This is a genomic window from Variovorax sp. P1_H12_2 (genome assembly GCF_056405335.1).
Genome location: NZ_JBFUCI010000049.1, coordinates 1 through 22,256 on the forward strand (window position 1 = coordinate 1; position 22,256 = coordinate 22,256).

Genomic DNA, 22,256 nt, shown 5'->3' on the forward strand with positions numbered 1-22,256 from the left:
CCGGGGTCGGCTCGTCGAGCAGCATCAGTTCGGGCTCCATCGCGAGCGTGGTCGCGATCTCGAGCGCGCGCTTGCGGCCGTAGGGCAGGTTCACAGTGAGCTCGTCGGCCAGGTCCTCGAGACCGACTTCGGCCAGCAGCACGCGGGCGCGGGCATCGAGCGGCTTCAGCGACTTCTCGCTCTTCCAGAAATGGTAGGAGGTGCCCAGCGCCCGCTGCAGGCCCAGGCGCACATTCTCGAGCAGGGTCAGGTGCGGGAACACCGCCGAGATCTGGAACGAGCGGATGATGCCGCGCCGCGCGATCTGCGCCGGGCGCTCACTCGTGATGTCCATTCCGTTGAAGAGAATCGTGCCCGAGGTCGGCTCGAGAAACTTGGTCAGCAGATTGAAGCAGGTCGTCTTGCCCGCACCGTTGGGGCCGATCAGCGCGTGGATCGAGCCGCGCACGACCGAGAGATCGACCTTGCTGACCGCGGTGAAGCCCTTGAATTCCTTGGTGAGCTGGCGTGTTTCGAGAATGATGTCGCTCATCTCGCGCGGTCGCCCATCGGCTGGCAGAAAAATTCGGTCATGCGGTCCATCTCAGCGCACCACCATGGTTGCGCGGACCGCATTGTTTGCGGCGGCGGCAAGACTTGCCTACTGGGGCAAATGCCTAGCCGCGGCTCGGCCCCGGTTCCGACCCAAGCTGTTGCGCCGTTGCACGGTAGAGCTCGGACGCCGCCGCATCCAGCTGCCGGGCAGCGACCTGGATCGGCATCGACAGCAGGATCTGCGCCATGCTCTTTCCAAGCGGGTCCACCCGCAGCGACGCCATGCCGCCGCCGCCCAGCGCTTCTTCGCAGACGAAATTCATCGCGTCGATGCCGGGCAACTCATAGCGGGTCACCTTTCCCCGGACCAGATGCGCCAGGTAGGAAGCCACCGCCTCCGGCGTCAGCTGGGCGCGCAGCGTCGGCAGGAAGGCCGGATGCCGCGCCATGACGCCGATGTTCGAGGTGTCGCCCTTGTCGCCGCTGCGGGCGTAGGCCAGCCGGATCAGCGGAACTTCGACCCGGTCGTCATCGATCGCGGTGGTGTCATCCTTGGCCAGGTCGGCCAAGGCGCCACCCTGCGCGGCGGGAGCTTCGGGCGTCTGCCCCCCCGCGACCGGCAAACTCGCCGGCACGGCCCACCGCTCGCCACCGAGTTCGACGAAGGGCGTGAACAGCGCCTTGTCGACGAGCAACGGGAACTGGCGGATCGACAGCGCCGCCGAAGGCCGGCCGCCGCCCATGCCGGTGGTGCCCGGCGCCCAGGAGGTTCCGGCCGCGGAGATTTCCTTCGCGAACACCTCGAGCGCGGCCTTCTCGGCATGCGTCACGGCGACGCGCAGCACGGCCTGCCTCGGCGGATGCCGGGTCGCATGCGGCCCATAGCTGGACTCGGCGCCCAGCACATCGATGTGCGTCGCGCTGAAGTCGCTCCAGCCACGCGCTTCGAAGAGATCGCGCGTGCGACGGATCATGGCCTCGCCGGTGCGCCGGGCTTTTGCCGCGGCGTCGAAGCCGACGATCAGCAGCTCGGCGTTGCAGCGGTACCCCGCGGCGTAGGTCGCGGTGACCTTGAACTTGTCGGAGGGCGGACGGCCCTTGGCACCGGCCACGCGGACTTCGCCTGACCCGGTCTCGGTGATGCCGACGTTGCGGAAGTCGCACACCACGTCCGGAAGCAAATAGGCCGACGGGTCGCCGATCTCGTAGAGCAGTTGCTCGCCGACCGTGGCGCGGGAGACCAGTCCGCCGGTGCCCGGCGGCTTGCTGACCGTGAAGGAGCCGTCGGACGCGCATTCGACGATGGGGTAGCCGATGTGCGCCCAGTCGGGCACCCGATCCCAATCGGTGTGAAGCCCGCCCGTGGCCTGGCATCCGCATTCGATGATGTGGCCCGCGAGGCTGCCGCCCGCCAGGCGGTCCCAGTCGTCGGCGCCCCATCCGAACTCGTGCATGAGCGCGCCCAGCGTCACCGCGCTGTCGACGCAGCGCCCCGTGATGACGATCTGGGCGCCGGCGGCCAAGGCGCTCGCGATCGGCGCCGCCCCCAGGTAGGCATTGGCGCTGACCAGCCGCTCGGGCAAGGGCTCGCCCGTCGTCATGTGGCCGATGCCCTGCGCGCGCAGCGCGTCGATCAGAGGCAGGGCGTCATCGCCCGTGACGACCGCGACCTTGACCTCGAGGCCGAGGCCGGCGGCCAGCTTCTCGACGGCCGCAGCGCAGGCCTTCGGATTGACGCCGCCTGCGTTCGCGATCACCCGGATGTTCTTGGCGACCACCATCGGCAGGACCGTCGCCATGGCCGAGGTCACGAAATCGGTCGCATAGCCCATGTCGGGGTTCTTCAGCCTGGCGCCGGCCAGCAGCGACATCGTGAGCTCCGCCAGGTAGTCGAACACCAGGTAGTCGATCCCGCCCTGCTCCACCAGCTGCGGCGCTCCCACCGAGCTGTCGCCCCAGAAGCCCGAGGCGCCACCGATCCTCACGGTCCGTTTGTTCATCATCGTTCCTTTGGAAATTCAGCGAATCACTCGGCCTCGATGCCGGCGGCCCGGATCACGCGGCCCCACTTCTGGGATTCGGCGGTCTGGAACGCCGCCAGGCCTTCCGGCGTGCTCGTCGCCGCCTCGCCGCTCGAAGTCGCCTGATAGGCCACGATGGCGGGCGATGCGGAGACCTTGATCAGCATTTCGTTGAGCTTGGCCGTGACCGCGGCCGGCGCCTTCGGCGGCAGGTAGACCGCGGTCCAGTACGACATGTCGTACCCCTTGACGCCGGCCTCGTCCACCGTCGGCACCGTGGGGGCCGCGGCGAGCCGCCGGGTGCCGCTCACCGCGAGGGCGCGCAGCTTTCCGCTCTTGACCTGGGGCAACGCGGTCGGCGCGTCGGCGAACATGAAGTCGACCTGGCCACCCAGCAGGTCCGTGATCGCCATCGGGTTGCTCTTGTAGGGGACGTTGACCATGTCGACGCCCGCCATCTGCTTGAGCAGCTCGCTGGCCACCCGGCTGGAGGAACTGCCGCTGCCGAAGTTGAGCTTGCCGGGCGACTTTTTCGCCGCGGCGATCAGGTCGGCCACCGACTTGATCGGGGACGACTCGTTCACGAGCAGCAGCATGTGGCCCTTGGAGAGCAGCGCCACGGGCGTGAAGTCCTTGACCGGGTCATAGGGCAGCTTCTTGTAGAGGTGTTCGTTGGCCGCGTGCGTGGTGTTGGTGGTCATCAGCATCGTGTAGCCGTCCGGCGCGGCCTTCGCGACGTACTGCGCGGCGATGAAGCCGCTCGCGCCCGCCTTGTTGTCGACAACGACGGGCACCTTGTATTCGGTGCTCAGGGCCTGCGCCATGCTGCGCGCCTGCTGATCGGTACCGCTGCCCGCGGCGAAAGGCACCACGATCGTGATCGGCTTGTCTGGGTAGGACTGCGCGTGCGCGAGTCCGCCGCACAACATCAGGGCGGCAACGGCCACCGAAGTGCCCAGGGCGCGATGGAAGAAACGAGGCATGTGGTCTCCTGTTTGAAAATTGGCTGGATGCGGTCAACGACGCCGGCCGCGCCTCGGCAGGTCAGGCATCGCTGCCGCTCTCTCTTGAAGGGATGCCGTAGTCGGCGTTGTGCTGACCCAGCCGCGGCGCCACGGCGCGGTGCGCGGGGCGCACGCCGTCGATCGACAACGGCAGCGCCGTCAAGCGGAAGTCTTCGCCGGGCACCGCCTGCAACATGCCCAGGGCTTCGACCTGGGGATGGGCGATGGCCTCGGGCACGGTGTGCACGGGGGCGCAGGGGACGCCGGAGGCCTTGAAGCGCGAGAGCCACTGAGAGCGCGTTTGCGCCTTCAGCAACGGGGCCAGCTCTGCCAGCAGTGCCGCCTTGTGGCCGAGGCGCGCACGGTTGGTGGCGTAGCGCTCATCCTCGATCCAGTCGGCGCGGCCGAGCTCGAGCGCGAGCTTGGCGAACAGCCGGTCGTTGCCGCAACAGATCAGCACCGGTGCATCGGCGGTCTCGAACGCCTCGTACGGCACGAAGCCCGGATGGCCGGAGCGGTGCCGGTCCGGCAGCCGGCCTTCGTTCACGTAGGCGTCGGCCTTCTGGCCGGTCCACACCAGTGCCGTCTCCAGCAACGAGGTGCTGACGACACCGCCCTTGCCCGTCGAATGCCTGCGCTGAAGAAGCGCCAGCGCGCCGATGACCGTCCACATGCCRCTGCCCTGGTCGCAGACCGACGCGCCGGTGCGCATCGGTGGATCCTCGGGGCCGCCGTTGATGCTGGAGAGCCCGCTGAAGGCCTGGATCAACGGCTCGTAGCCCGGCAGCATGCGCATGGGCCCGGTGTGGCCGAACGCGGAGATCTCGCAATAGATCAGGCGCGGGTGCCTCTCGCACAGCGCGGGGCCGTCGATGCCCAGCGTCTTCGTGACACCGGGGCGCAGGTTGTGGATCAGGATGTCGGTGTCCGCGACCAGGCGCTCGAACGCCGCCAGGCCCTCGTCGCTCTTGAGGTCGATCGCGACCGACTTCTTGCCGCGATTGAAGATGTGGAAGTTGTGGGCATCGCCATGGCGGAACGCCGGGCCCATGTGGCGGGCGTCGTCCCCGCCTTCGGTACGTTCGAGCTTGACCACCTCGGCGCCGAGATCGGCGAGGATCGCGCCGGCGAAAGGCCCCGCCAGGACCTGTCCCAGCTCGAGCACGCGAATGCCTTCAAGAATGTTGTTCATGCGTTTGCCGAGGTCTCTCGACCTCATGTCTCCGTACAGCAACAAATTCTGGCGGCATGCGCCTGATGTGGGAAGGACAATAATCCTATAACTCTGATAACCCTATCGGATCAATTCACCACGCACACGGCATGCGGATCGGCATCACCCTTCAGCAACTTGAGGCCTTCGTCGAAGTCGCCCGAACGGTCAACTTTCGATCGGCGGCCCAGGCGCTGCACGTATCGCAGCCGGCCTTGAGCCGGACGATCAAGGTGGTCGAGTCGGCGCTGGGCGCGCGCCTGTTCGACCGCGACACGCGGCATGTGGAAATCACGCCGGCCGGCAAGGAGCTCCTCCCGATTGCCTTGCGGATCCTGGAGAACTTCAACAGTTCGTTCAGCGAGTTGTCGCAGTTCCTGGAGGGCCGCAGCGGCCACGTCACCGTCGCGTCGCTGCCCTCGGCCGGCGTGGCACTGCTGCCGCGAGCGATCGCCGCGTTCCGCCTGCTGCACCCGCAGGTCCAGTTCTCGCTGATCGAGGGGCCCGCGGACCTGCTGCGAACGGCCATCGACGAAGGCAAGGCCGACATGGCCATCAGCGTGCGGCCGGCGCCGCAGGAGCCCCTGCTCTACCGCCATCTGCTCGACGACCCCTTCGTGCTGCTGTGTCGTCGCGACGACCCCCTGAGCGCGAAGTCCTCGGTGCCTTGGTCCGCGTTCGCTGCCCGCCCGTTCATCGCGAGCAGCTTCAGGAGCAGCATCCGGCCGATCACCGATGCGGCCTTTCTTCAGAAGGGCCTGCCGATCCTGCCGGCCATCGAGTATCCGAGCATCGCCGTGGCGGGAGCCCTGGTGGCGGCGGGCCTCGGCCTCACGGCCTTGCCGCGGCTGGCCCTTCAACTCATCAAGAACGACGACCTGGTCGCGATACCGCTGCAGCGGCCCGTGATGTCCCGGCCGGTCGGCGTGGTCACGCGGGTCGGCCGGTCGCTCTCGCCCGTGAGCCGGGCGTTCATGGAGTCGCTCCAGCGGCTTGCGTAGGGCGCCCGCTCAGTGCGCGCCGGCCGCGGCGTCCGAGGTGCCTGCGCCCCTGGCCGGCCTGGCCAGCCAGACCAGCGGAATCAGCAGCAGGAACAGGATCGCGGAGCCGTAGAACACGTCGTTCGTGGCCAGCATGAAGGACTGCTGGTCGACGATGCGGTTGATCTGGCCCAGCACCTGCTCGGGGCTGAAGCCGCCGGCGCCCAGGTTGGCGATCGTGCTGTTCGCGGCCGCGCTGCCCTGGTTCACGGATTCGACCAGCTGCGCGTGGTGCAAGGCCGCCCTGTTCTCCCACAAGGTGGTCGCGCTCGAGGTGCCGATCGCGCCCGCGGTGATGCGCAGGAAGTTCGACAGGCCCGAGGCCGCCGGGATCCGATCGGGCGAGAGGCCCGACAAGGTGATGGTCACCAGCGGAATGAAGAAGAAGGCCATCGCCACGCCCTGGATGATGGTCGGGATCATGATGGTCCAGAAGTCGGCCTGGGTGTTGAAGTTCGAGCGCATCCACAGCACCAGCGCGAACACCAGGAACGAGAAGGTCGCGTAGCGGCGCGGGTCGACCCTGCCCACCGTGAGGCCGACGATCGGCGAGAAGATGATCGCCAGCATTCCGACCGGCGCCATGATCATGCCGGCCTGGGTCGCCGTGTAGCCCATGAACTGCTGCAGCCACAACGGCAGGATCACCACGTTGCCGAAGAAGAGGCCATAGGCCACCGCCGTCGCCAGCGCGCCCGACCAGAAGTTGCGCCGCTTGAAGAGCGACAGGTCGACCACCGGATGCTTGTCGGTCAGCTCCCAGATCAGGAAGAAGGCGAAGCCGACCACCGCCACCACCGCCAGCGTCATGATCAAGGCCGAATGGAACCAGTCGAGCTCCTTGCCCTTGTCGAGCATCAGCTGCATCGCACCGACCCAGAGCACCAGCAGCGCCAGCCCGATGCCGTCGATCGGCACCTTGCGGGTCACGCTCTCGCGCTTGCGGTAGATGCCCCAGGTGATGCCCGCGGCCAGCAGGCCGACCGGGATGTTGATGTAGAAGATCCAGGGCCAGGAGATGTTGTCGGTGATCCAGCCGCCGAGCATCGGCCCCATCACCGGAGCGACCAGCGTGGTCATCGACCACATCGCCATCGCCAGGCCCGCCTTAGCGCGCGGATAGCTCGACAGCAGCAGCGTCTGCGACAACGGGATCATCGGCCCGGCCACGAAGCCCTGCAGCGCGCGGAAGGCGATCAGCGTCGTCATGTTCGGCGCCAGGCCGCAGAGCCACGAGCTGATGATGAACAGCAGCACGCTCGTCATGAACAGCCGCACCTGTCCGAAGCGCTGCGTGAGCCAGCCCGTGAGCGGCACCGCGATGGCGTTGGCCACCGCGAAGCTGGTGATGACCCAGGTGCCCTGCGTCGAGCTGACGCCGAGGTCGCCGGCGATCGCCGGCAGCGACACGTTCGCGATCGAGGTGTCGAGCACGTTCATGAAGGTCGCGGCCGAGAGCGCGATCGTGCCCCACACGCGGGCGGAGCCCTCGAGCGGCGGCAGCGGCTGGGAAGCGGTGGCGTTCGACATCGCGCGCGCTCGCCCGATCAGCCGGGATGCGCTGGCGAAGGCGTCGGCGTCGCGGACGGCGCGGGGCGGGCCGCCGGCGCCTGGCGCGGCGCATCGCGGCCGAGGTTGGCGGCGATGATGCGTTCGACCTCTGCATCGGCGCCGCCGTCGAGCTTGCTGTAGACCTGCGTCTGGATCAGCGCACTGCCGCGTGGCGCGTCGGCCAGCGCCTTGCCGTCCTTCTTCGAGATGTCGATCTCTGCGTCCATCGACAGGCCTACGCGCAGCGGGTTGGCCTTGAGCTGCTCGGGGTCGAGCGCGATGCGCACCGGCACCCGCTGCACCACCTTGATCCAGTTGCCGGTGGCGTTCTGCGCCGGCAGCAGCGCGAAGGCCGAGCCGGTGCCGACGCCGAGGCCGGCGACCCGGCCGTCGTACGCGACCTTCTTGCCGTACAGGTCGGCCGTGAGTTTCACGGGCTGGTCGATACGGATATTGCGCAACTGCACTTCCTTGAAATTGGCATCGACCCACAGCTGGTTCAGCGGCACGATCGACATCATCGGCGTGCCGGCGGCCACGCGTTGGCCGAGTTGCACCGTGCGCTTGGCCACGTAGCCCTCGACCGGTGCCGGCATCGCGACGCGCTGGGTGGCGAGATAGGCCTCGCGCACCTTGGCCGCAGCCGCGAGCACGCTCGGATGCCGCTCGACGGAGGTGCCCTCGGTCAGCGACTGGTTGCTGGTCAGCTGTTCGCGCGCGGAGAGCACGCCGGCCTGCGCCGCCGCCAGCTGGCTCTTGGCATTGGCCAGTGCGGTCTCGGAATGGTTCAGCTCTTCCTTCGACACCGCGCCGTTGCCCGACAGGGCCTGGCGGCGCTTGAGGTCGTCCTGCGCCCGCGCGATGTCGCTCTGCGCGCGCACGATGTCGGCCTGCCGCAGCGTCACTTGCGCCGCCAGCGAGCCGTTGTTGGCATACAGGGTGCGTGCCAGGCGCACCGCCTGCGCCAGCGCGGCCTCGGCCTGCTCGAGCGCCACCCGGGCATCGGAGGGATCGAGCTGGACCAGCGGCTGGCCGGCTTTCACCAGATCGGTGTCGTCGGCCATGATCGCCATCACGGTGCCGCCGATCTGCGGCGTGATCTGGATGACGTTGCCCTGCACGTAGGCGTTGTCCGTCGTTTCATAGTGGCTCGCGACCAGCCATTCGTAGACCCCCCAGCCGGCGCCGGCCAGCACCACCACCGAGGCGAGCGCGGTCAACGCACGGCGGCGCTTGTTGTTGGCGGCGGGCGCCTGGGCGATGGGCTCGATCGGCGCAGCGGATGGGGCGTTGTTGCTGTTGTCCATGACGGTGTCTTTCGGATTCGAAGCAGTGTTCGGGAGTGTTCAGGGATGCGCGGCCGCAGGCGCGGCGGCGGTCCGGGTGGCGTCCGAGGGCTGCCAGCCGCCACCCAGCGCGCGCGCCAGGCCGACCTGGCTTTCAAGTGCCCGCGCCGCGAGGTCGACACCGTCGCGGCGCTGCGCCAGCACGGTGATCTCGGCCGTCAGGACGTCCAGGTAGTTGCCGAGCCCCGCGCTGTAGCGCTGCAGGCCGATGTCGTAGGCGGCCTCGGCGGCGTCCTGCGCCTCGCGCTGCTGGATCTGCTGGCGCGCCACCGACTGCACGCTCGTGACCTGGTCGGCGACGTCGCGCACCGCGTCGAAGACGGTGGCGTTGTAGCTGTCGATCGCGGCGTCCAGATCGGCCGACCTGCCGCGCAGGTTGGCGCGCAGGCGGCCGCCCTCGAAGATCGGCAGGCGGATCGCGGGGCCGACGCCCCACTGCTGGCTGTCCGACTTCAGCAGGTTGCCGAAGCCGATGCTCGAGAAGCCGGCGAAGGCCACCAGGTTGACGTTGGGATAGAACTGCGTCTTCGCATTCGCGACGTCGCTGCTCGCGGCCTCGACGCGCCAGCGCGCGGCGGCGATGTCGGCGCGCCGGCCCAGCAGATCGGCCGGAATGGTCTGCTGCAGGGCCATGCCCTTGAAGTTGCCCAGCCTCGGCGGCGCCAGCGCCTGGGTCGCGCCGGGCCTCGCCACCAGGGCGTCGAGCGCGTGACGCGAGATCGCGATCTGCTCGTCCAGCGCCTCGATCTGCTGGCGGGCCTCGGGCACGCTGCTTTCGCTCTGCTTCAGCTGCAGGCGCGTGTCCAGGCCGGCGGACACGCGGTCGCGCACCAGCTTGAGCAGTTCTTCGCGCTGTGCCAGCGCGCGCTGGGCCACCACCAGCCGGTCGTTCAGCCGTGCCCACTGGACGTAGCCGCGCGCCACGTTGCTCGCCAGCAGGATGCGCGCGGCATCGGCCTCGGCCGCGGCCGCATTGGCCGTGCCCAGCGCGGCGTCGAGCGCCGTGCGGTTCTTGCCGAAGAAGTCGAGTTCCCAGCTGGCGCCGATCTGCAGCGTGCCGGTTTCCTGGACGGAGCCGCCGAGCGGCCGCGGATAGATGGAGTTGGCGCTGAACTTCTGCCGCGTCAGGTCGAGGGCGCCGTGGATCTGGGGCATGTCGGCCGCTTCGGCCGTCATCACGGACGCCTGGGCGCGCGCGAGCCGGGCAAGGGCGATCTGCAGATTGGGGTTGCCTTCGGTGGCCTGGTCGACCAGCGCGTTGAGCTGCGGATCGCCGAAGGCCAGCCACCATTGGCTGTCGAGCGTCGGTGCGGCCGGGGCGGCGGGTGCGGCGGCCAGGCCAAGGCTCTCCGCGGTCTGCAGCTTCGGGTTCGAGGCGATCGCGCCCATGTCGGCGCAACCCGCGATGGCCAGCGCCAGCACGGCCGCGGCGACCGCACTCGCACGCCGCAAGGTCGGCTCAGGAAGAGGTCGAGTCATCATTTTCTCCACGGGCCGACAAGGCCTGTGCGTTGTCCAGGATGCGGCGCAGGTAGCTCTTGAGCTGCTCCCACTCCTCGTTGGTGAATCCGGCCAGGTGTTCGTTCTGCACCCGGCTGAGAATTTGCGGCACCTCGCGGGCCGCCGCGCGGCCCTCGTCGGTCAACTCGATGTGCACCACGCGCCGGTCGGCCACCGAGCGAACGCGCCGGCAGAGGCCCTTGGCCTCGAGGCGATCGAGCAGGCGCGTCATGGCGCCGGTATCGAGCAGGCACTCGCGCGCCAGCTCGGCCACCGTGGTGACCTTGCCCGTGTGCAGCTTGTGCAACGGCACCCACTGCGGATAGGTCGGGCTGCCGGGCTCGCACATGTGCGATTCGACCGATTGGGAGACCGCACTCAGGATGCGACGCATCATGTAGCCGATGCTCTCCTCCGCACGGTAGTTCTCGGGCTTGTAGAAAGCCTCGACCGCCGGCGGTTTGCCGGGCGAAGGTGCCGCGGAGCGGTCCTCAGGGGTCTTGGATTCGGACATACCCGCATATTATTTGCCTCGGCAATTACTGTCAAGGCGACCTTTGGTGAGGCAAGCGTTTCGCTAGAATCGCTCGGATATGGCTTCCCCCTCTCCCTCACTCGCCAAAGGCTCGCCGAAGTCCCTGTCGGGCCTGGCGCCCTTTCTGCGCCCCTACCGCACGCAAATCGTCCTCGCGGGTGTGTTCCTGGTGCTGGCGGCGGCGACCACCCTGGTATTCCCGATCGCCCTGCGCAGCCTCATCGATGGCGGCCTGGTCTCGACCGACAAGGGGGCGCAGACGATGGCGCTGCGCGAGCATTTCGTCGCCCTGTTCGCCGTCGCCGTGGCGCTCGGGCTGTTCTCGGCAGCGCGCTTCTACACGGTGAGCTGGCTGGGCGAGCGCGTGACGGCGGATCTGCGCAATGCCGTCTACGCCCATGTGCTGCGGCAAAGCCCGGTGTTCTTCGAGACCACCCAGACCGGCGAGGTGCTGTCGCGCCTGACCGCCGACACCACGCTGGTGCAGACCGTGGTCGGCTCCTCGCTCAGCATGGGGCTTCGCAATGCGGTGATGGGCGTCGGCGCCCTGGCCATCCTGGTCTGGACCAATCCCTACGTGATGGTGCAGGTATTCGGCATCCTGGTGCTGGTCGTGCTGCCCAGCATGTGGTTCGGCCGCCGCGTGCGCAAGCTGTCGCGCGCCAGCCAGGACCGGGTGGCCGACTCCAGCGCGATCGCGGCCGAGGTGCTCAACGCGAYTCCCGTGGTCCAGAGCTACACCGCCGAAGCGCGCGAGGCGGCGCGCTTCGATGCCTCGACCGACAGCGCCTTCCGCACGGCGGTGCGCCGCACGCGTGCGCGCTCGGTGCTGGTGGCATTCATCATCATCGCCACCTCGGCGGYGCTGCTCTGGGGCCTGTACCAGGGCACGCAAGCGGTGCTGCGCGGCGACATCACGGCCGGCCATCTCGGGCAGACCGTGGTCTACGTGATCATCCTCGCGAGCGCCGCGGCCGTGCTCGGCGAGGTCTACGGCGACCTGTTGCGCGCCGCCGGCGCCACCGAGCGCCTGATGGAACWGCTTCATGCCAGGCCAGTGATCCTGTCGCCGGAGCAGCCGACCCAGGCACCGGTGCCCGAGGCCGGCAGCGCCCTGAGCCTGGAGGGCGTGGGCTTCCACTATCCCTCGCGGCCCGGCACCCCTGCCCTGCGCGATTTCACGCTCCAGGTGGCGCCCGGCGAGACCGTGGCGCTGGTGGGATCGAGCGGGGCCGGCAAGAGCACCGTGTTCCAGTTGCTGCTGCGCTACTACGACCCGCAGTCCGGCCGCATCACGCTCGACGGCACGCCGCTGGCGGCGCTGTCGCTCGATCAATTGCGCAAGCGCATCGGCCTGGTGCCGCAGGATGCGGTGATCTTCTCGGCCAGCGCGCTCGAGAACATCCGCTACGGCCGGCCCGACGCCAGCGTCGAGGAAGTCCACGCGGCCGCCCGCGCCGCCTTCGCGGACGGCTTCCTGCGGGCCCTGCCCGAGGGCTACGACACCTTCCTGGGCGAGCGCGGCGTACGCCTGTCGGGCGGCCAGCGCCAGCGCATCGCGATCGCCCGCGCGATGCTCAAGAACCCGCCGCTGCTGCTGCTCGACGAAGCCACCAGCGCGCTGGACGCCGAGAGCGAGCGCATGGTGCAGGCGGCCCTCGAATCCGCCATGTCGGGCCGCACCACGCTGGTCATCGCCCACCGGCTCGCCACGGTGCAGAAGGCCGACCGCATCGTGGTGCTGGACCACGGCGGCATCGTCGAACAGGGGACGCATGCGGCGCTGGTGGCGCAGAACGGCGTCTACGCCCGGCTGGCCGCCCTCCAATTCAATACTTGACGCTCGCCCCCAGGTTGCCCGCACTTCGTGTCGGGCGCCCACCCCCTACCGGGGGCGCAGTCAGCGGCCCGGCGAAGCCGGTTCCGCGACTGCCCACGAACCGGCGCGCTGCGCGCAGCCGAAAACAAGAACAGCACCAGTATTCACCGGCCGGCGCAGCCAGGCCCGTTGGTGAAACACCGCGGAACCGGCTTCGCCGGGCCGCTGGTGTTGCCCCCGGCAGGGGGTGGGGGCCCGGACACGAAGTGCCGGGYAACCTGGGGGCGAGCGCTACTGCAACGTTTCTTTGAGGGCTGCCGGGAGGGGCAGCGTGAAGACGGGGATGCCTTCTTCGGCCAGCGAGCGGGCCTGTTCGGGCGTCGCCTGGCCGCGGATGCCGCGCTCCTCGGCTTCGCCGTAGTGCATCTTTCGGGCTTCGTCGACGAAGCGCTCACCGACGTCCTCGGTCTGGGCGATCACCTCGCGCACCGCGCGCAACCAGCGCGCCTCGGGTGAATCGACGGCCGGCGCCCTGGCCGGCGGCGCTTCGACCGGCGGCTTGGCATTGCCGAGGTTCAGCCGCGGCGCGGCCAGCAGCTTGGTGATGGCCGTGTCGCCGCACATCGGGCACTCCACCAGGCCACCGGCGAGTTGGGTGTCGAATGCATCCTGCGATGCAAACCACCCCTCGAAGCCGTGGCCGTGGGCGCACTGGAGGTTGAGGACCTTCATGGGCCGATTATCGGCCGGCGGGCAAAGATGTGTCGTGCCAGTCGAGCACCCATTCGCCCGACAGGACGTTCTGGAGCCAGAGCGTGCAGGTCAGCGTCTTGGCGTCCGACACCGTGCCGTCGCGGCACCAGCCCATCAGCTCCTCGGGCGTGGCACTGATCACGTCGAGGAACTCGCCGTGGTCGAGCTGACGGTCCCCCAGCGTCAGGCCACGCGCAAAGTAGATGTGGATGATCTCGGTCGAGTACGCCACGGCGAGATGCATGGCACCGGCGCGGGCCCACTCGCGCGCGGTGTAGCCGGTTTCCTCGAGCAGCTCGCGCTGGCCGCAGACCAGCGGTTCTTCGCCCGCATCGAGCTTTCCGGCTGGGAATTCGGTCATCACGTGGGCGACCGGATAGCGGTACTGGCGCTCGAGCACGACGCGGCCGTCGTCGAGCAGCGGCACCACCACCACCGCGCCCGGATGCACCACGTACTCGCGCGTCGCGGAGTGGCCGTCGGGCAGGCGCACCGTATCGCGCTTGGCGTGCAGGAAGTTGCCCTTGAACAGCAGTTCGCTCGCGGTGAGCTCTTCCCTCAGGTGCTTGTCGGTCATGTCAGTGTGCGTGGGGACGATGCATCCCGCCGTGTCGGTGCTTCAGGAGATAGCGCCAGGTGAACCCGGGAAAGGCCAGCACGATGAACAGCGCCCCCGTGACGGCATAGAACTCCCAGCCCTGCGACGCTATCTGGCCGACCCGGCGCTCGAACAGCAGGCCGATGCCGCCGGCCGCGACATAGAGCAGCACCAATTCGGCCAGCCGGACGGCGAGCGACTTGGCACGGGCCGGGAGCGGCACCAGCCCGAACAGGCGCTCGTTGAGGAAGGGCAAGTTGGCCGCCAGCAGCGCCACCCCCAGCACCATCCAGACCGACGCGCTTTGTGACACCGTCGCGCTCAGGTGGCCAAGGTGGCCACGATCGCTTTCGCACACAGCGTCATGAGACCACCGGGCAGGATGCCGAGCACCAGGATCAGGGCGCCGTTGAGCGTCAGCACGGTGCGCACGTCGGCCGGCGCCGAGACCGTGCTGGCCGTGACCGGCGCATCGAAGTACATCACCTTGACCACGCGCAGGTAGTAGAAGGCGCCGATCAGCGACATCATGACCGCGAACACGGCCAGACCGATATACAGGGCCTGACCCGAGGCGATCAACGCCTGCAGCACGGCCAGCTTGGCGTAGAAGCCGACCAGCGGAGGAATGCCGGCCAGCGAGAACATCGCGATCGCCATCACGCCGGCATAGAGCGGGCTGCGCTGGTTGAGACCGGCGAGATCGGTGATTTCCTCGCTCTCGAAACCCTCGCGCGCCAGCAGCAGGATGATGCCGAAAGCCGCCAGCGTGGTCAGCACGTAGGTCACGATGTAGAACATCGAGGCGCTGTAGGCGAACTGGGCGTTGTAGGTGTTCCCGTTGACCACGCCCGCCACCAGGCCCAGCAGCATGAAGCCCATCTGCGCGATGGTCGAGTAGGCCAGCATGCGCTTGAGGTTGGTCTGCGCGATGGCGGCCAGGTTGCCGACCAGCAGCGAGGCGATGGCCAGCAGTGCGAGCATCTGCTGCCAGTCGATCGCCAGCGGCAGCAGCCCCTCCACCAGCAGGCGGATGATGATCGCGAAGGCCGCCAGCTCCGGCGCCGCGCCGATCATCAGCGTGACCGCGGTCGGCGCACCCTGGTAGACGTCGGGCACCCACATGTGGAACGGCGCGGCACCGACCTTGAACGCCAGGCCGGCGACGATGAAGACCAGACCGAACACCAGCACCTGGTGGTTCACGTTGCGGCTGGCGATGGCCTTGAACACCTCGTTGATGTCGAGCGAGCCGGTGGCGCCGTACATCATCGACAGGCCGTAGAGCAGGAAGCCGCTGGCCATGGCGCCGAGCACGAAGTACTTCATGGCCGCTTCGCTCGCCACCGCGTTGTCGCGGCGCAGGGCCACCAGCGCATAGCTCGAGAGCGTCAGCAGTTCGAGGCCCAGGTAGATCAGCAGGAAGTTGCTGCCCGACATCATCACGAACATGCCCAGCAGCGCGAACAGGCTGAGCGTGAACAGTTCGCCGCCGCGCAGCATGCCGCGGTCGGCGGCATAGGGCCGGCCGTAGACCAGCGTCACCATCAGGGCCAGGGTCGCGAAGCACYTGAGCCAGCTGCCCATCGGATCGCTGACGACCATGCCGCCGAAACCGTAGATCGTCTTGCCCTCGGCGGCGTTGAAGCCGGTCAGCACCGCGACGATCGCGAGCGTGAGCAGGGTCAGCACATAGGTGCCGGTACGGCGCGCGCTGGTCGCGGACAGATCGACCAGCGCGATGATGCAGGCCATGATCAGCAGCACCGCCTCGGGGTAGATCGTCATCCAGCTGAGTTTGTCAATCATCTTGTTCTCTTACGGCAGCTTGGAGACGGACACGTGCTGCAGCAGCCCATCCACGGAGGCATTCATCACATCGGTGAAAGGTTTGGGATAGAGGCCCATCCACAGCACCGCGATCGCGAGCAGCGACAGCATGAGGAATTCGCGCGCATTGATGTCGCCGAGTTCCTTCACGTGGTCGTTGCCGACCGGGCCCAGGTAGACCCGCTTGTACATCCACAGCGTGTAGGCGGCGCCGAAGATCAGCGCGGTGGCGGCCCCCAGGCCGAGCCAGAAGTTGGCCTTGACCGCGCCGAGGATCACCATCCACTCGCCGACGAAACCGGCGGTGGCCGGCAGGCCGCAGTTGGCCATCGCGAACAGCAGCGCGAAGGCGGCGAACTTGGGCATGGTGTTGACCACGCCGCCGTAGTCGGCGATCTGGCGCGAATGCACGCGGTCGTAGAGCACGCCGATGCACAGGAACATCGCGCCCGAGACGAAGCCGTGGGCGATCATCTGAACGATGCCGCCGGCGACGCCGAGTTCGTTGAAGATGAAGAAGCCGAGCGTCACGAAGCCCATGTGGGCCACCGACGAATAGGCCACCAGCTTCTTCATGTCCTGCTGCACCAGCGCGACCAGGCCGACGTAGATCACCGCGATCAGCGACAGCGCGATCATGAGCCAGGCCCATTCGTGCGAGGCATCGGGCGCGATCGGCATCGAGAACCGCAGGAAGCCGTAGGCGCCGAGCTTCAGCATGATCGCCGCCAGCACCGCGGAGCCGCCCGTGGGCGCCTCGACGTGCACGTCGGGCAGCCACGTGTGGACCGGCCACATCGGCACCTTGACCGCGAAGGACGCGAAGAAGGCGAAGAACAGCAGGGTCTGCGCGGTGCCCGACAGCGGCAGCTTGTGCCAGCTCAGGATGTCGAAGCTGCCGCCCGACTGGTTGTACAGGTAGATCAGCGCGACCAGCATCAACAGCGAGCCGAGCAGCGTGTAGATGAAGAACTTGAAGGCCGCGTAGATCTTGTTCGGACCGCCCCAGATCCCGATGATCAGGTACATCGGGATCAGCGTGGCTTCGAAGAAGACGTAGAACAGCAGGCCGTCAAGCGCCGAGAAGCTGCCGATCATGAGCCCCGAGAGGATCAGGAAGGCGCCCATGTACTGGTTCACGCGCTCGGTGATGACTTCCCAGGCCGAGATCACCACGATCACGGTGATGAAGGCGGTCAGCAGCACCAGCCAGAACGAGATGCCGTCCAGGCCGATGTGGTAGTTGATGTTGAAGCGATCGATCCAGCGCTCCTTCTCGACGAACTGCATCGCGGCAGTTCCGTTCTGGAAACGCGACCAGAGCGGCAAGGTGACCAGGAAGCTCGCGACCGAACCGACGAGCGCAACCCAGCGCACGCCCCTCGCGTGTTCGTCCCGACCGAAGGCCAACAGCACGACGCCGAAGGCGATCGGCATCCAGATGGCAAGGCTCAACAAACCCATTTTTGTTTTTCTCCAGAGAGCCGCTTACCGCTTGAACCAGACGAAGTACGACATCAGAACGAAGATGCCGAGCAGCATCGAGAAGGCGTAGTGATAGATATAGCCCGACTGCAGCCAGCGCACTGCGCCCGCGACGCGGCCGACCAGCTTCCAGGAGCCGTTGACGATGGCACCGTCGATGATCCCCTGGTCGCCGCCCTTCCAGAGGCCGGTGCCCAGCGCGCGGGTGGCGCGGGCGATGACGTTCTCGTTGAACCAGTCCATGTAGTACTTGTTCTCGAGCAGGGTGTAGATCGGGCCGAAGGCGCGCTTGATCGCGGCCGGCACGGCCGGGTTGACCAGGTACAGGTACCAGGCCACCACCACGCCGCCGAGCGCGAGCCAGAACGGCGCCGCGGTCAGGCCGTGGATGGCCATCGCGAACGGGCCGTGGAAGGCCTCGGCCAGTTCCTTCATGGCGTGGTGATCTTCGCCGACGAAGATCGCGCCCTTGAAGAACTCGCCGAAGAGCATCGGCTGGATCGTCATGAAGCCGATCACGACCGACGGGATCGCCAGCGCCACCAGCGGCACCCAGACCACCCAGGGGGACTCGTGCGGCTCGTGGTGGTTATCGTGGCCGTGACCGTGGTCGTCGTGGTGCGCGTCCGGGTTCTGGTCGAAGCGCTCCTTGCCGTGGAACACCAGGAAATACATGCGGAACGAATACAGGGCGGTGACGAACACGCTCGCCAGCACTGCGAAGTAGGCGAAGCCCGAGCCCCAGAGGTGACTCTCGCGCACCGCTTCGATGATGCTGTCCTTGGAATAGAAGCCCGAGAAGAACGGCGTGCCGATGAGCGCCAGCGAACCCACCAGCGAGGTGATCCAGGTGATCGGCATGTACTTGCGCACGTTGCCCATCCAGCGCATGTCCTGGTTGTGGTGCAAGCCGATGATCACGGAGCCGGCGCCGAGGAACAGCAGCGCCTTGAAGAAGGCGTGGGTCATCAGGTGGAACACGGCGACCGAATAGGCCGAGGCGCCGAGCGCCACCGTCATGTAGCCGAGCTGGGACAGGGTGGAATAGGCCACCACGCGCTTGATGTCGTTCTGGACGACGCCCAGGAAGCCCATGAACAGCGCGGTGATGCCGCCGATCACGAGGATGAAGCTCAGCGCGGTGTCGCTCAGCTCGAACAGCGGCGACATGCGCGCCACCATGAAGATGCCGGCCGTGACCATGGTCGCGGCGTGGATCAGCGCCGAGATCGGGGTCGGGCCTTCCATCGAGTCGGGCAGCCAGACGTGCAGCGGGAACTGCGCGCTCTTGCCCATCGCGCCGATGAACAGGCAGATGCAGATCACGGTGATCAGCAGCCACTCGGTGCCCGGGAAGGTGATCTTGGCCAGCGCGTCGGCCTTGGCGAAGGCTTCGCCGTAGTTCAGCGTGCCGGCGTAGGCGGCGATCAGGCCGATGCCGAGGATGAAGCCGAAGTCGCCCACGCGGTTGACCACGAAGGCCTTCAGGTTGGCGAAGATCGCGGTCGGCCGGTTGTACCAGAAGCCGATCAGCAGATAGGACACCAGGCCCACCGCCTCCCAGCCGAAGAACAGCTGGAGCATGTTGTTGCTCATCACGAGCATCAGCATCGAGAAGGTGAAGAGCGAGATGTAGGCGAAGAAACGGTTGTAGCCGTCGTCTTCCTGCATGTAGCCGATGGTGTAGACGTGCACCATCAGCGACACGAAGGTCACGACGCACATCATCATCGCGGTCAGGCCGTCGACCAGGAAGCCGATCTCCATCTTCAGGCCGCCGACGGTCATCCATTCATAGATGGTGGCGTTGAAGCGCGCGCCGTCGTTCACGACGCTGTTGAGCGTCATGGCGGAGATGATGAAGGACACCAGCACGCCGAGGATGGTCAGCGAGTGGGTGACGCGGCGGCCGATGTGGTTGCCGCCGAACTTCGTGCCGAACAGGCCGGCGACGACGGCGCCGACCAGCGGCGCGAGCGGGACGGCCAGGAGGGTGGATGCGGAAAGAGTAGCGCTCATGAGTAAACCTTCTTCAGCCCTTCAGCGCATTCAGTTCGTCGACGTTGATGTTCGACTTGTTGCGGAACAGCAGCACCAGCAGCGCCAGCCCGATGGCCGACTCGGCCGCCGCGACCGTCAGGATGAAGAAGACGAAGACCTGTCCGTGCATGTCGCCGAGGAAGTACGAGAAGGCGACGAAGTTCATGTTGACCGCGAGCAGCATCAGCTCCACGCACATGAGCAGCACGATCAGGTTCTTGCGGTTCAGGAAGATGCCGATGACAGACAGCGCGAAGAGCATCGCGCCGAGCGAAAGGAAGTGTCCGAGCGTGAGCGTCATGCCTTGGTCTCCGCAGCAGCCGCGGGTTGCTCCGCGACCGGTTCAGCCTGGCGCGTGACGGGCACCTGGACGATGCGCACGCGGTCGCGCGCCTTCACGCGGACCTGGTCGGCCGGATTCACATACTTGCTGTCCTTGCGCCTGCGCAGCGTCAGCGCGATGGCGGCGACGATCGCGACCAGCAGGATCACCGCGGCAATCTCCAGCGGATAGAGGTATTGGGAATAGAGCAGCTTGCCGAGCTCGAGCGTGTTCGAGGTCTCCGGCCCCTGGATCGCCGACAGCGTCTTCGGCGAGGTCAGGCGGAAACCGCCCATCAGCACCGCGGCCATCTCGAGCGCGATCAGCGCGCCGACGCCGGCGGCCAGCGGGAAGTGCTTCCAGAAGCCCTCGCGCAGGCCCTCGACATTGATGTCGAGCATCATGACCACGAACAGGAACAGCACCATCACCGCCCCCACGTAGACGAGCACCAGCGTGATGGCCAGGAACTCGGCGCGCAGCAGGAGCCAGATGGCCGATGCCTGGAAGAACGCCAGCACCAGGTAGAGCGCCGCATACACGGGGTTGCGCGCGGTGATGACGCGGAAAGCTGCGAACAGCAGTACCGCGGCAAACAGATAGAACAGACCGGTCTTGACGTCCATGGGTCGGATTCGTTTTCTTCGAGGTTCGGGCCAACCGCCTCAGCGGTACTTGGCGTCCGCCGCCTTGTTGGCGGCGATTTCTTTTTCGTAGCGGTCGCCGACGGCGAGCAGCATGTCCTTGGTGAAGTACAGGTCGCCCCGCTTTTCGCCRTGGTATTCGAAGATGTGGGTCTCGACGATCGAGTCGACCGGGCAGCTCTCTTCGCAGAAGCCGCAGAAGATGCACTTGGTCAGGTCGATGTCGTAGCGCGTGGTGCGGCGCGAGCCGTCGTCACGCACCTCGGATTCGATCGTGATCGCGAGCGCCGGGCAGACAGCCTCGCAGAGCTTGCAGGCGATGCAGCGCTCTTCGCCGTTCTCATAGCGGCGCAGCGCATGCAGGCCGCGGAAGCGCGGCGACAGCGGCGTCTTCTCTTCCGGGAACTGCACGGTGATCTTGCGGCTGAAGGCGTACTTGCCGGTCAGCGCCAGGCCCTTGAACAGCTCGACCAGCATGAAGCTGGACAGGAAGTCCTTGAGCGAGAAAGGCGCGGACGCGGTCGTCGAGGAGCGCGCAAGCGCGCTGGCGGAGGGCGCAGTCATGGCAGTTCCTGTTATTTCCAGATGTTGAAGGGGGTCTGCATCCAGGCGCCCACCACCACCAGCCACACCAGCGTGACCGGAATGAAGATCTTCCAGCCCAGCCGCATGATCTGGTCATAGCGAAAGCGCGGGAAGGTCGAGCGGACCCAGAGGAACATCGTGACCACGCAGAAGGTCTTGAGGCCGAGCCAGATCCAGCCCGGGATGAAGGCCAGGAAGTCGAACGGGGGCAGCCAGCCGCCGAGGAACAGCACCGCGCACAGGATCGAGACCAGCCACATGTTGGCGTACTCGGCCAGGAAGAACATCGCGAAGCTCATGCCCGAGTACTCGATCATGTGGCCGGCGACGATCTCCGATTCGCCTTCGACGACGTCGAAGGGGTGGCGGTTGGTTTCGGCCAGGCCGGAGATGAAGTAGACGACGAAGATCGGCAGCAGCGAGAGCCAGTTCCACGACAGGAAGCCGACGCCCATCGAGGCGAAGTGGCCCCTGCCCTGCCCCATCACGATGTCCGTCATGTTGAGGCTGGCCGAGACCATCAGCACCACGACGAAGCAGAAGCCCATCGCGATTTCGTAGCTGACCATCTGCGCCGAGGCGCGCAGCGCGCCGAGGAAGGCGTACTTCGAATTCGAGGCCCAGCCGGCGATGATCACGCCGTAGACCTCCAGCGAGGTGATGGCCATCACGAACAGCAGGCCGGCGTTGATGTTGGCCAGCGCGACCTCGGGACCGAAGGGAATGACCGCCCAGGCGGCCAGCGCCGGCATGATGGTCATGATCGGCCCCAGCAGGAACAAGCCCTTGTTGGCGACCGTCGGCAGGATGATTTCCTTGGTCAGCAGCTTGAGCGCGTCGGCGATCGGCTGCAGCAGGCCCAGCGGGCCGACGCGGTTGGGGCCGATGCGGATCTGCGTGAAGCCGATGGCCTTGCGCTCCCACAGCGTGAGGTAGGCGACCGCGCCCATCAGCGGGATCACGACGACGATGATCTTGATCAGGGTCCAGATCACCGGCCAGAGGACGCCTGTCCACCAGCCGGCAGACACCAGGCCGAGGCCGAAGCCGTGCAGTGCGTCGATCATGCCGACACCTCCTGTGCGGCCGCTGCCTGGCGGGCATCGGCGGTGAGCTGCAGCGACGGTGCGCGGCGCACGATCGAGTCGAGCTGGTAGATGCCAGCGACCACCGGTGCCGGCTGCGCCGCGTCGCTGGTGTCGATCGCTGCGCGGGTGGTGTTGGCCAGCTTGTCGGCTGCCACCTGGGCGGGCGAACCGAGGTCGGCCAGCACGTCGCCGGTCGACTCGAAAGCGAAGCCCGGCAGGCCCAGCAGGTTGGCCAGCACGCGCAGCACCTTCCAGGCCGGTCGCGCCTCGCCCTGCGGCTTGACGACCGCATGGAAGCTCTGGACACGGCCTTCGGCGTTGACGAAGGTGCCGGGCGTTTCGGTGAAC

The 22,256-nt window shown here is 67.3% G+C and carries 21 protein-coding genes; 2 read left to right on the plus strand and 19 right to left on the minus strand.

Annotation, left to right across the window (positions count from 1 at the left end; all coding sequences use genetic code 11):
• The 4 genes from AC1D2K_RS07890 to AC1D2K_RS07905 form a co-directional block, all read right to left on the minus strand.
• The coding region (locus AC1D2K_RS07890; protein ID WP_478087697.1) for an ABC transporter ATP-binding protein at window positions 1–532 on the minus strand (532 nt) is incomplete at its 3' end.
• A gap of 124 nt (window positions 533–656) precedes the next feature.
• Complete coding sequence (locus AC1D2K_RS07895; protein ID WP_478087699.1) at window positions 657–2,534, minus strand: acyclic terpene utilization AtuA family protein; 1,878 nt, start codon at window positions 2,532–2,534, stop codon at window positions 657–659.
• Between the two features lie 26 nt (window positions 2,535–2,560).
• On the minus strand, window positions 2,561–3,538 hold the full coding sequence (locus AC1D2K_RS07900; RefSeq protein WP_478087701.1) for a Bug family tripartite tricarboxylate transporter substrate binding protein: 978 nt from the start codon (window positions 3,536–3,538) through the stop codon (window positions 2,561–2,563).
• 61 nt (window positions 3,539–3,599) lie between these two features.
• A complete protein-coding gene (locus AC1D2K_RS07905; RefSeq protein ID WP_478087703.1) occupies window positions 3,600–4,751 on the minus strand; it encodes a CaiB/BaiF CoA transferase family protein in 1,152 nt (383 codons plus the stop codon).
• A 131-nt stretch (window positions 4,752–4,882) separates the two neighbouring features.
• Here AC1D2K_RS07905 and AC1D2K_RS07910 point away from each other — a divergent pair, with 131 nt between their 5' ends.
• Window positions 4,883–5,773 (plus strand): LysR family transcriptional regulator, encoded by an 891-nt coding sequence (locus tag AC1D2K_RS07910; RefSeq protein WP_478087705.1) that lies wholly within the window; start codon window positions 4,883–4,885, stop codon window positions 5,771–5,773.
• Between the two features lie 9 nt (window positions 5,774–5,782).
• On the opposite strand, the gene AC1D2K_RS07915 is transcribed toward AC1D2K_RS07910, so the two are convergent.
• From AC1D2K_RS07915 to AC1D2K_RS07930, 4 genes are read right to left on the minus strand one after another with little or no spacing between them, the layout of a single operon-like run.
• Complete coding sequence (locus AC1D2K_RS07915) at window positions 5,783–7,342, minus strand: DHA2 family efflux MFS transporter permease subunit (protein ID WP_478087707.1); 1,560 nt, start codon at window positions 7,340–7,342, stop codon at window positions 5,783–5,785.
• A gap of 17 nt (window positions 7,343–7,359) precedes the next feature.
• The gene (locus AC1D2K_RS07920; protein ID WP_478087709.1) at window positions 7,360–8,670 is read right to left on the minus strand and encodes an EmrA/EmrK family multidrug efflux transporter periplasmic adaptor subunit; all 1,311 of its coding nucleotides are present in this window, start codon (window positions 8,668–8,670) and stop codon (window positions 7,360–7,362) included.
• 39 nt (window positions 8,671–8,709) lie between these two features.
• A complete protein-coding gene (locus AC1D2K_RS07925) occupies window positions 8,710–10,188 on the minus strand; it encodes an efflux transporter outer membrane subunit (RefSeq protein ID WP_478087710.1) in 1,479 nt (492 codons plus the stop codon).
• Window positions 10,169–10,723, minus strand: coding sequence for a MarR family winged helix-turn-helix transcriptional regulator (locus AC1D2K_RS07930; protein WP_478087712.1), 555 nt, complete (start codon window positions 10,721–10,723; stop codon window positions 10,169–10,171). The genes AC1D2K_RS07925 and AC1D2K_RS07930 overlap by 20 nt, the downstream gene beginning before the upstream one ends.
• A 79-nt stretch (window positions 10,724–10,802) precedes the next feature.
• Here AC1D2K_RS07930 and AC1D2K_RS07935 point away from each other — a divergent pair, with 79 nt between their 5' ends.
• Window positions 10,803–12,584, plus strand: coding sequence for an ABC transporter transmembrane domain-containing protein (locus AC1D2K_RS07935; protein ID WP_478087713.1), 1,782 nt, complete (start codon window positions 10,803–10,805; stop codon window positions 12,582–12,584).
• Between the two features lie 270 nt (window positions 12,585–12,854).
• Here the strand turns inward: AC1D2K_RS07935 and AC1D2K_RS07940 are convergent, their stop codons facing one another.
• From AC1D2K_RS07940 to AC1D2K_RS07990, 11 genes are all read right to left on the minus strand, one after another.
• Complete coding sequence (locus tag AC1D2K_RS07940) at window positions 12,855–13,295, minus strand: DUF1178 family protein (protein ID WP_478087714.1); 441 nt, start codon at window positions 13,293–13,295, stop codon at window positions 12,855–12,857.
• 7 nt (window positions 13,296–13,302) lie between these two features.
• Entirely contained in the window at window positions 13,303–13,893 is a 591-nt protein-coding gene (locus AC1D2K_RS07945) for an NUDIX domain-containing protein (RefSeq protein WP_478087716.1), read from the minus strand.
• Window position 13,894: 1 nt separating this feature from the next.
• Window positions 13,895–14,227 (minus strand): DUF2818 family protein, encoded by a 333-nt coding sequence (locus AC1D2K_RS07950; protein WP_478087717.1) that lies wholly within the window; start codon window positions 14,225–14,227, stop codon window positions 13,895–13,897.
• Between the two features lie 8 nt (window positions 14,228–14,235).
• Complete coding sequence (gene nuoN, locus AC1D2K_RS07955) at window positions 14,236–15,723, minus strand: NADH-quinone oxidoreductase subunit NuoN (RefSeq protein WP_478087718.1); 1,488 nt, start codon at window positions 15,721–15,723, stop codon at window positions 14,236–14,238.
• 9 nt (window positions 15,724–15,732) lie between these two features.
• On the minus strand, window positions 15,733–17,208 hold the full coding sequence (locus AC1D2K_RS07960) for an NADH-quinone oxidoreductase subunit M (protein ID WP_478087719.1): 1,476 nt from the start codon (window positions 17,206–17,208) through the stop codon (window positions 15,733–15,735).
• A 24-nt stretch (window positions 17,209–17,232) separates the two neighbouring features.
• Window positions 17,233–19,248, minus strand: a complete 2,016-nt coding sequence (gene nuoL / locus AC1D2K_RS07965; protein ID WP_478087721.1) for an NADH-quinone oxidoreductase subunit L — start codon at window positions 19,246–19,248, stop codon at window positions 17,233–17,235.
• Window positions 19,249–19,261: 13 nt separating this feature from the next.
• Entirely contained in the window at window positions 19,262–19,570 is a 309-nt protein-coding gene (nuoK, locus tag AC1D2K_RS07970) for an NADH-quinone oxidoreductase subunit NuoK (protein ID WP_286532244.1), read from the minus strand.
• On the minus strand, window positions 19,567–20,217 hold the full coding sequence (locus tag AC1D2K_RS07975) for an NADH-quinone oxidoreductase subunit J (RefSeq protein WP_442281527.1): 651 nt from the start codon (window positions 20,215–20,217) through the stop codon (window positions 19,567–19,569). The genes nuoK and AC1D2K_RS07975 overlap by 4 nt, the downstream gene beginning before the upstream one ends.
• Before the next feature lie 39 nt (window positions 20,218–20,256).
• The gene (nuoI, locus tag AC1D2K_RS07980; RefSeq protein WP_286529791.1) at window positions 20,257–20,799 is read right to left on the minus strand and encodes an NADH-quinone oxidoreductase subunit NuoI; all 543 of its coding nucleotides are present in this window, start codon (window positions 20,797–20,799) and stop codon (window positions 20,257–20,259) included.
• A gap of 11 nt (window positions 20,800–20,810) precedes the next feature.
• Complete coding sequence (gene nuoH / locus AC1D2K_RS07985; protein ID WP_478087722.1) at window positions 20,811–21,887, minus strand: NADH-quinone oxidoreductase subunit NuoH; 1,077 nt, start codon at window positions 21,885–21,887, stop codon at window positions 20,811–20,813.
• The coding region (locus tag AC1D2K_RS07990; RefSeq protein ID WP_478087724.1) for a molybdopterin-dependent oxidoreductase at window positions 21,884–22,256 on the minus strand (373 nt) is incomplete at its 5' end. The genes nuoH and AC1D2K_RS07990, both read right to left, overlap by 4 nt.

Bases quoted from the DNA above. Each gene is read 5' to 3' on its own strand.
- AC1D2K_RS07895 (WP_478087699.1), bottom strand. From the start codon at position 2,534: ATGAACAAACGGACCGTGAGGATCGGTGGCGCCTCGGGCTTCTGGGGC.
- AC1D2K_RS07900 (WP_478087701.1), bottom strand. From the start codon at position 3,538: ATGCCTCGTTTCTTCCATCGCGCCCTGGGCACTTCGGTGGCCGTTGCC.
- AC1D2K_RS07910 (WP_478087705.1), top strand. From the start codon at position 4,883: ATGCGGATCGGCATCACCCTTCAGCAACTTGAGGCCTTCGTCGAAGTC.
- AC1D2K_RS07915 (WP_478087707.1), bottom strand. From the start codon at position 7,342: ATGTCGAACGCCACCGCTTCCCAGCCGCTGCCGCCGCTCGAGGGCTCC.
- AC1D2K_RS07920 (WP_478087709.1), bottom strand. From the start codon at position 8,670: ATGGACAACAGCAACAACGCCCCATCCGCTGCGCCGATCGAGCCCATC.
- AC1D2K_RS07925 (WP_478087710.1), bottom strand. From the start codon at position 10,188: ATGACTCGACCTCTTCCTGAGCCGACCTTGCGGCGTGCGAGTGCGGTC.
- AC1D2K_RS07930 (WP_478087712.1), bottom strand. From the start codon at position 10,723: ATGTCCGAATCCAAGACCCCTGAGGACCGCTCCGCGGCACCTTCGCCC.
- AC1D2K_RS07940 (WP_478087714.1), bottom strand. From the start codon at position 13,295: ATGAAGGTCCTCAACCTCCAGTGCGCCCACGGCCACGGCTTCGAGGGG.
- AC1D2K_RS07945 (WP_478087716.1), bottom strand. From the start codon at position 13,893: ATGACCGACAAGCACCTGAGGGAAGAGCTCACCGCGAGCGAACTGCTG.
- AC1D2K_RS07960 (WP_478087719.1), bottom strand. From the start codon at position 17,208: ATGGGTTTGTTGAGCCTTGCCATCTGGATGCCGATCGCCTTCGGCGTC.
- nuoL (WP_478087721.1), bottom strand. From the start codon at position 19,248: ATGAGCGCTACTCTTTCCGCATCCACCCTCCTGGCCGTCCCGCTCGCG.
- nuoK (WP_286532244.1), bottom strand. From the start codon at position 19,570: ATGACGCTCACGCTCGGACACTTCCTTTCGCTCGGCGCGATGCTCTTC.
- AC1D2K_RS07975 (WP_442281527.1), bottom strand. From the start codon at position 20,217: ATGGACGTCAAGACCGGTCTGTTCTATCTGTTTGCCGCGGTACTGCTG.
- nuoH (WP_478087722.1), bottom strand. From the start codon at position 21,887: ATGATCGACGCACTGCACGGCTTCGGCCTCGGCCTGGTGTCTGCCGGC.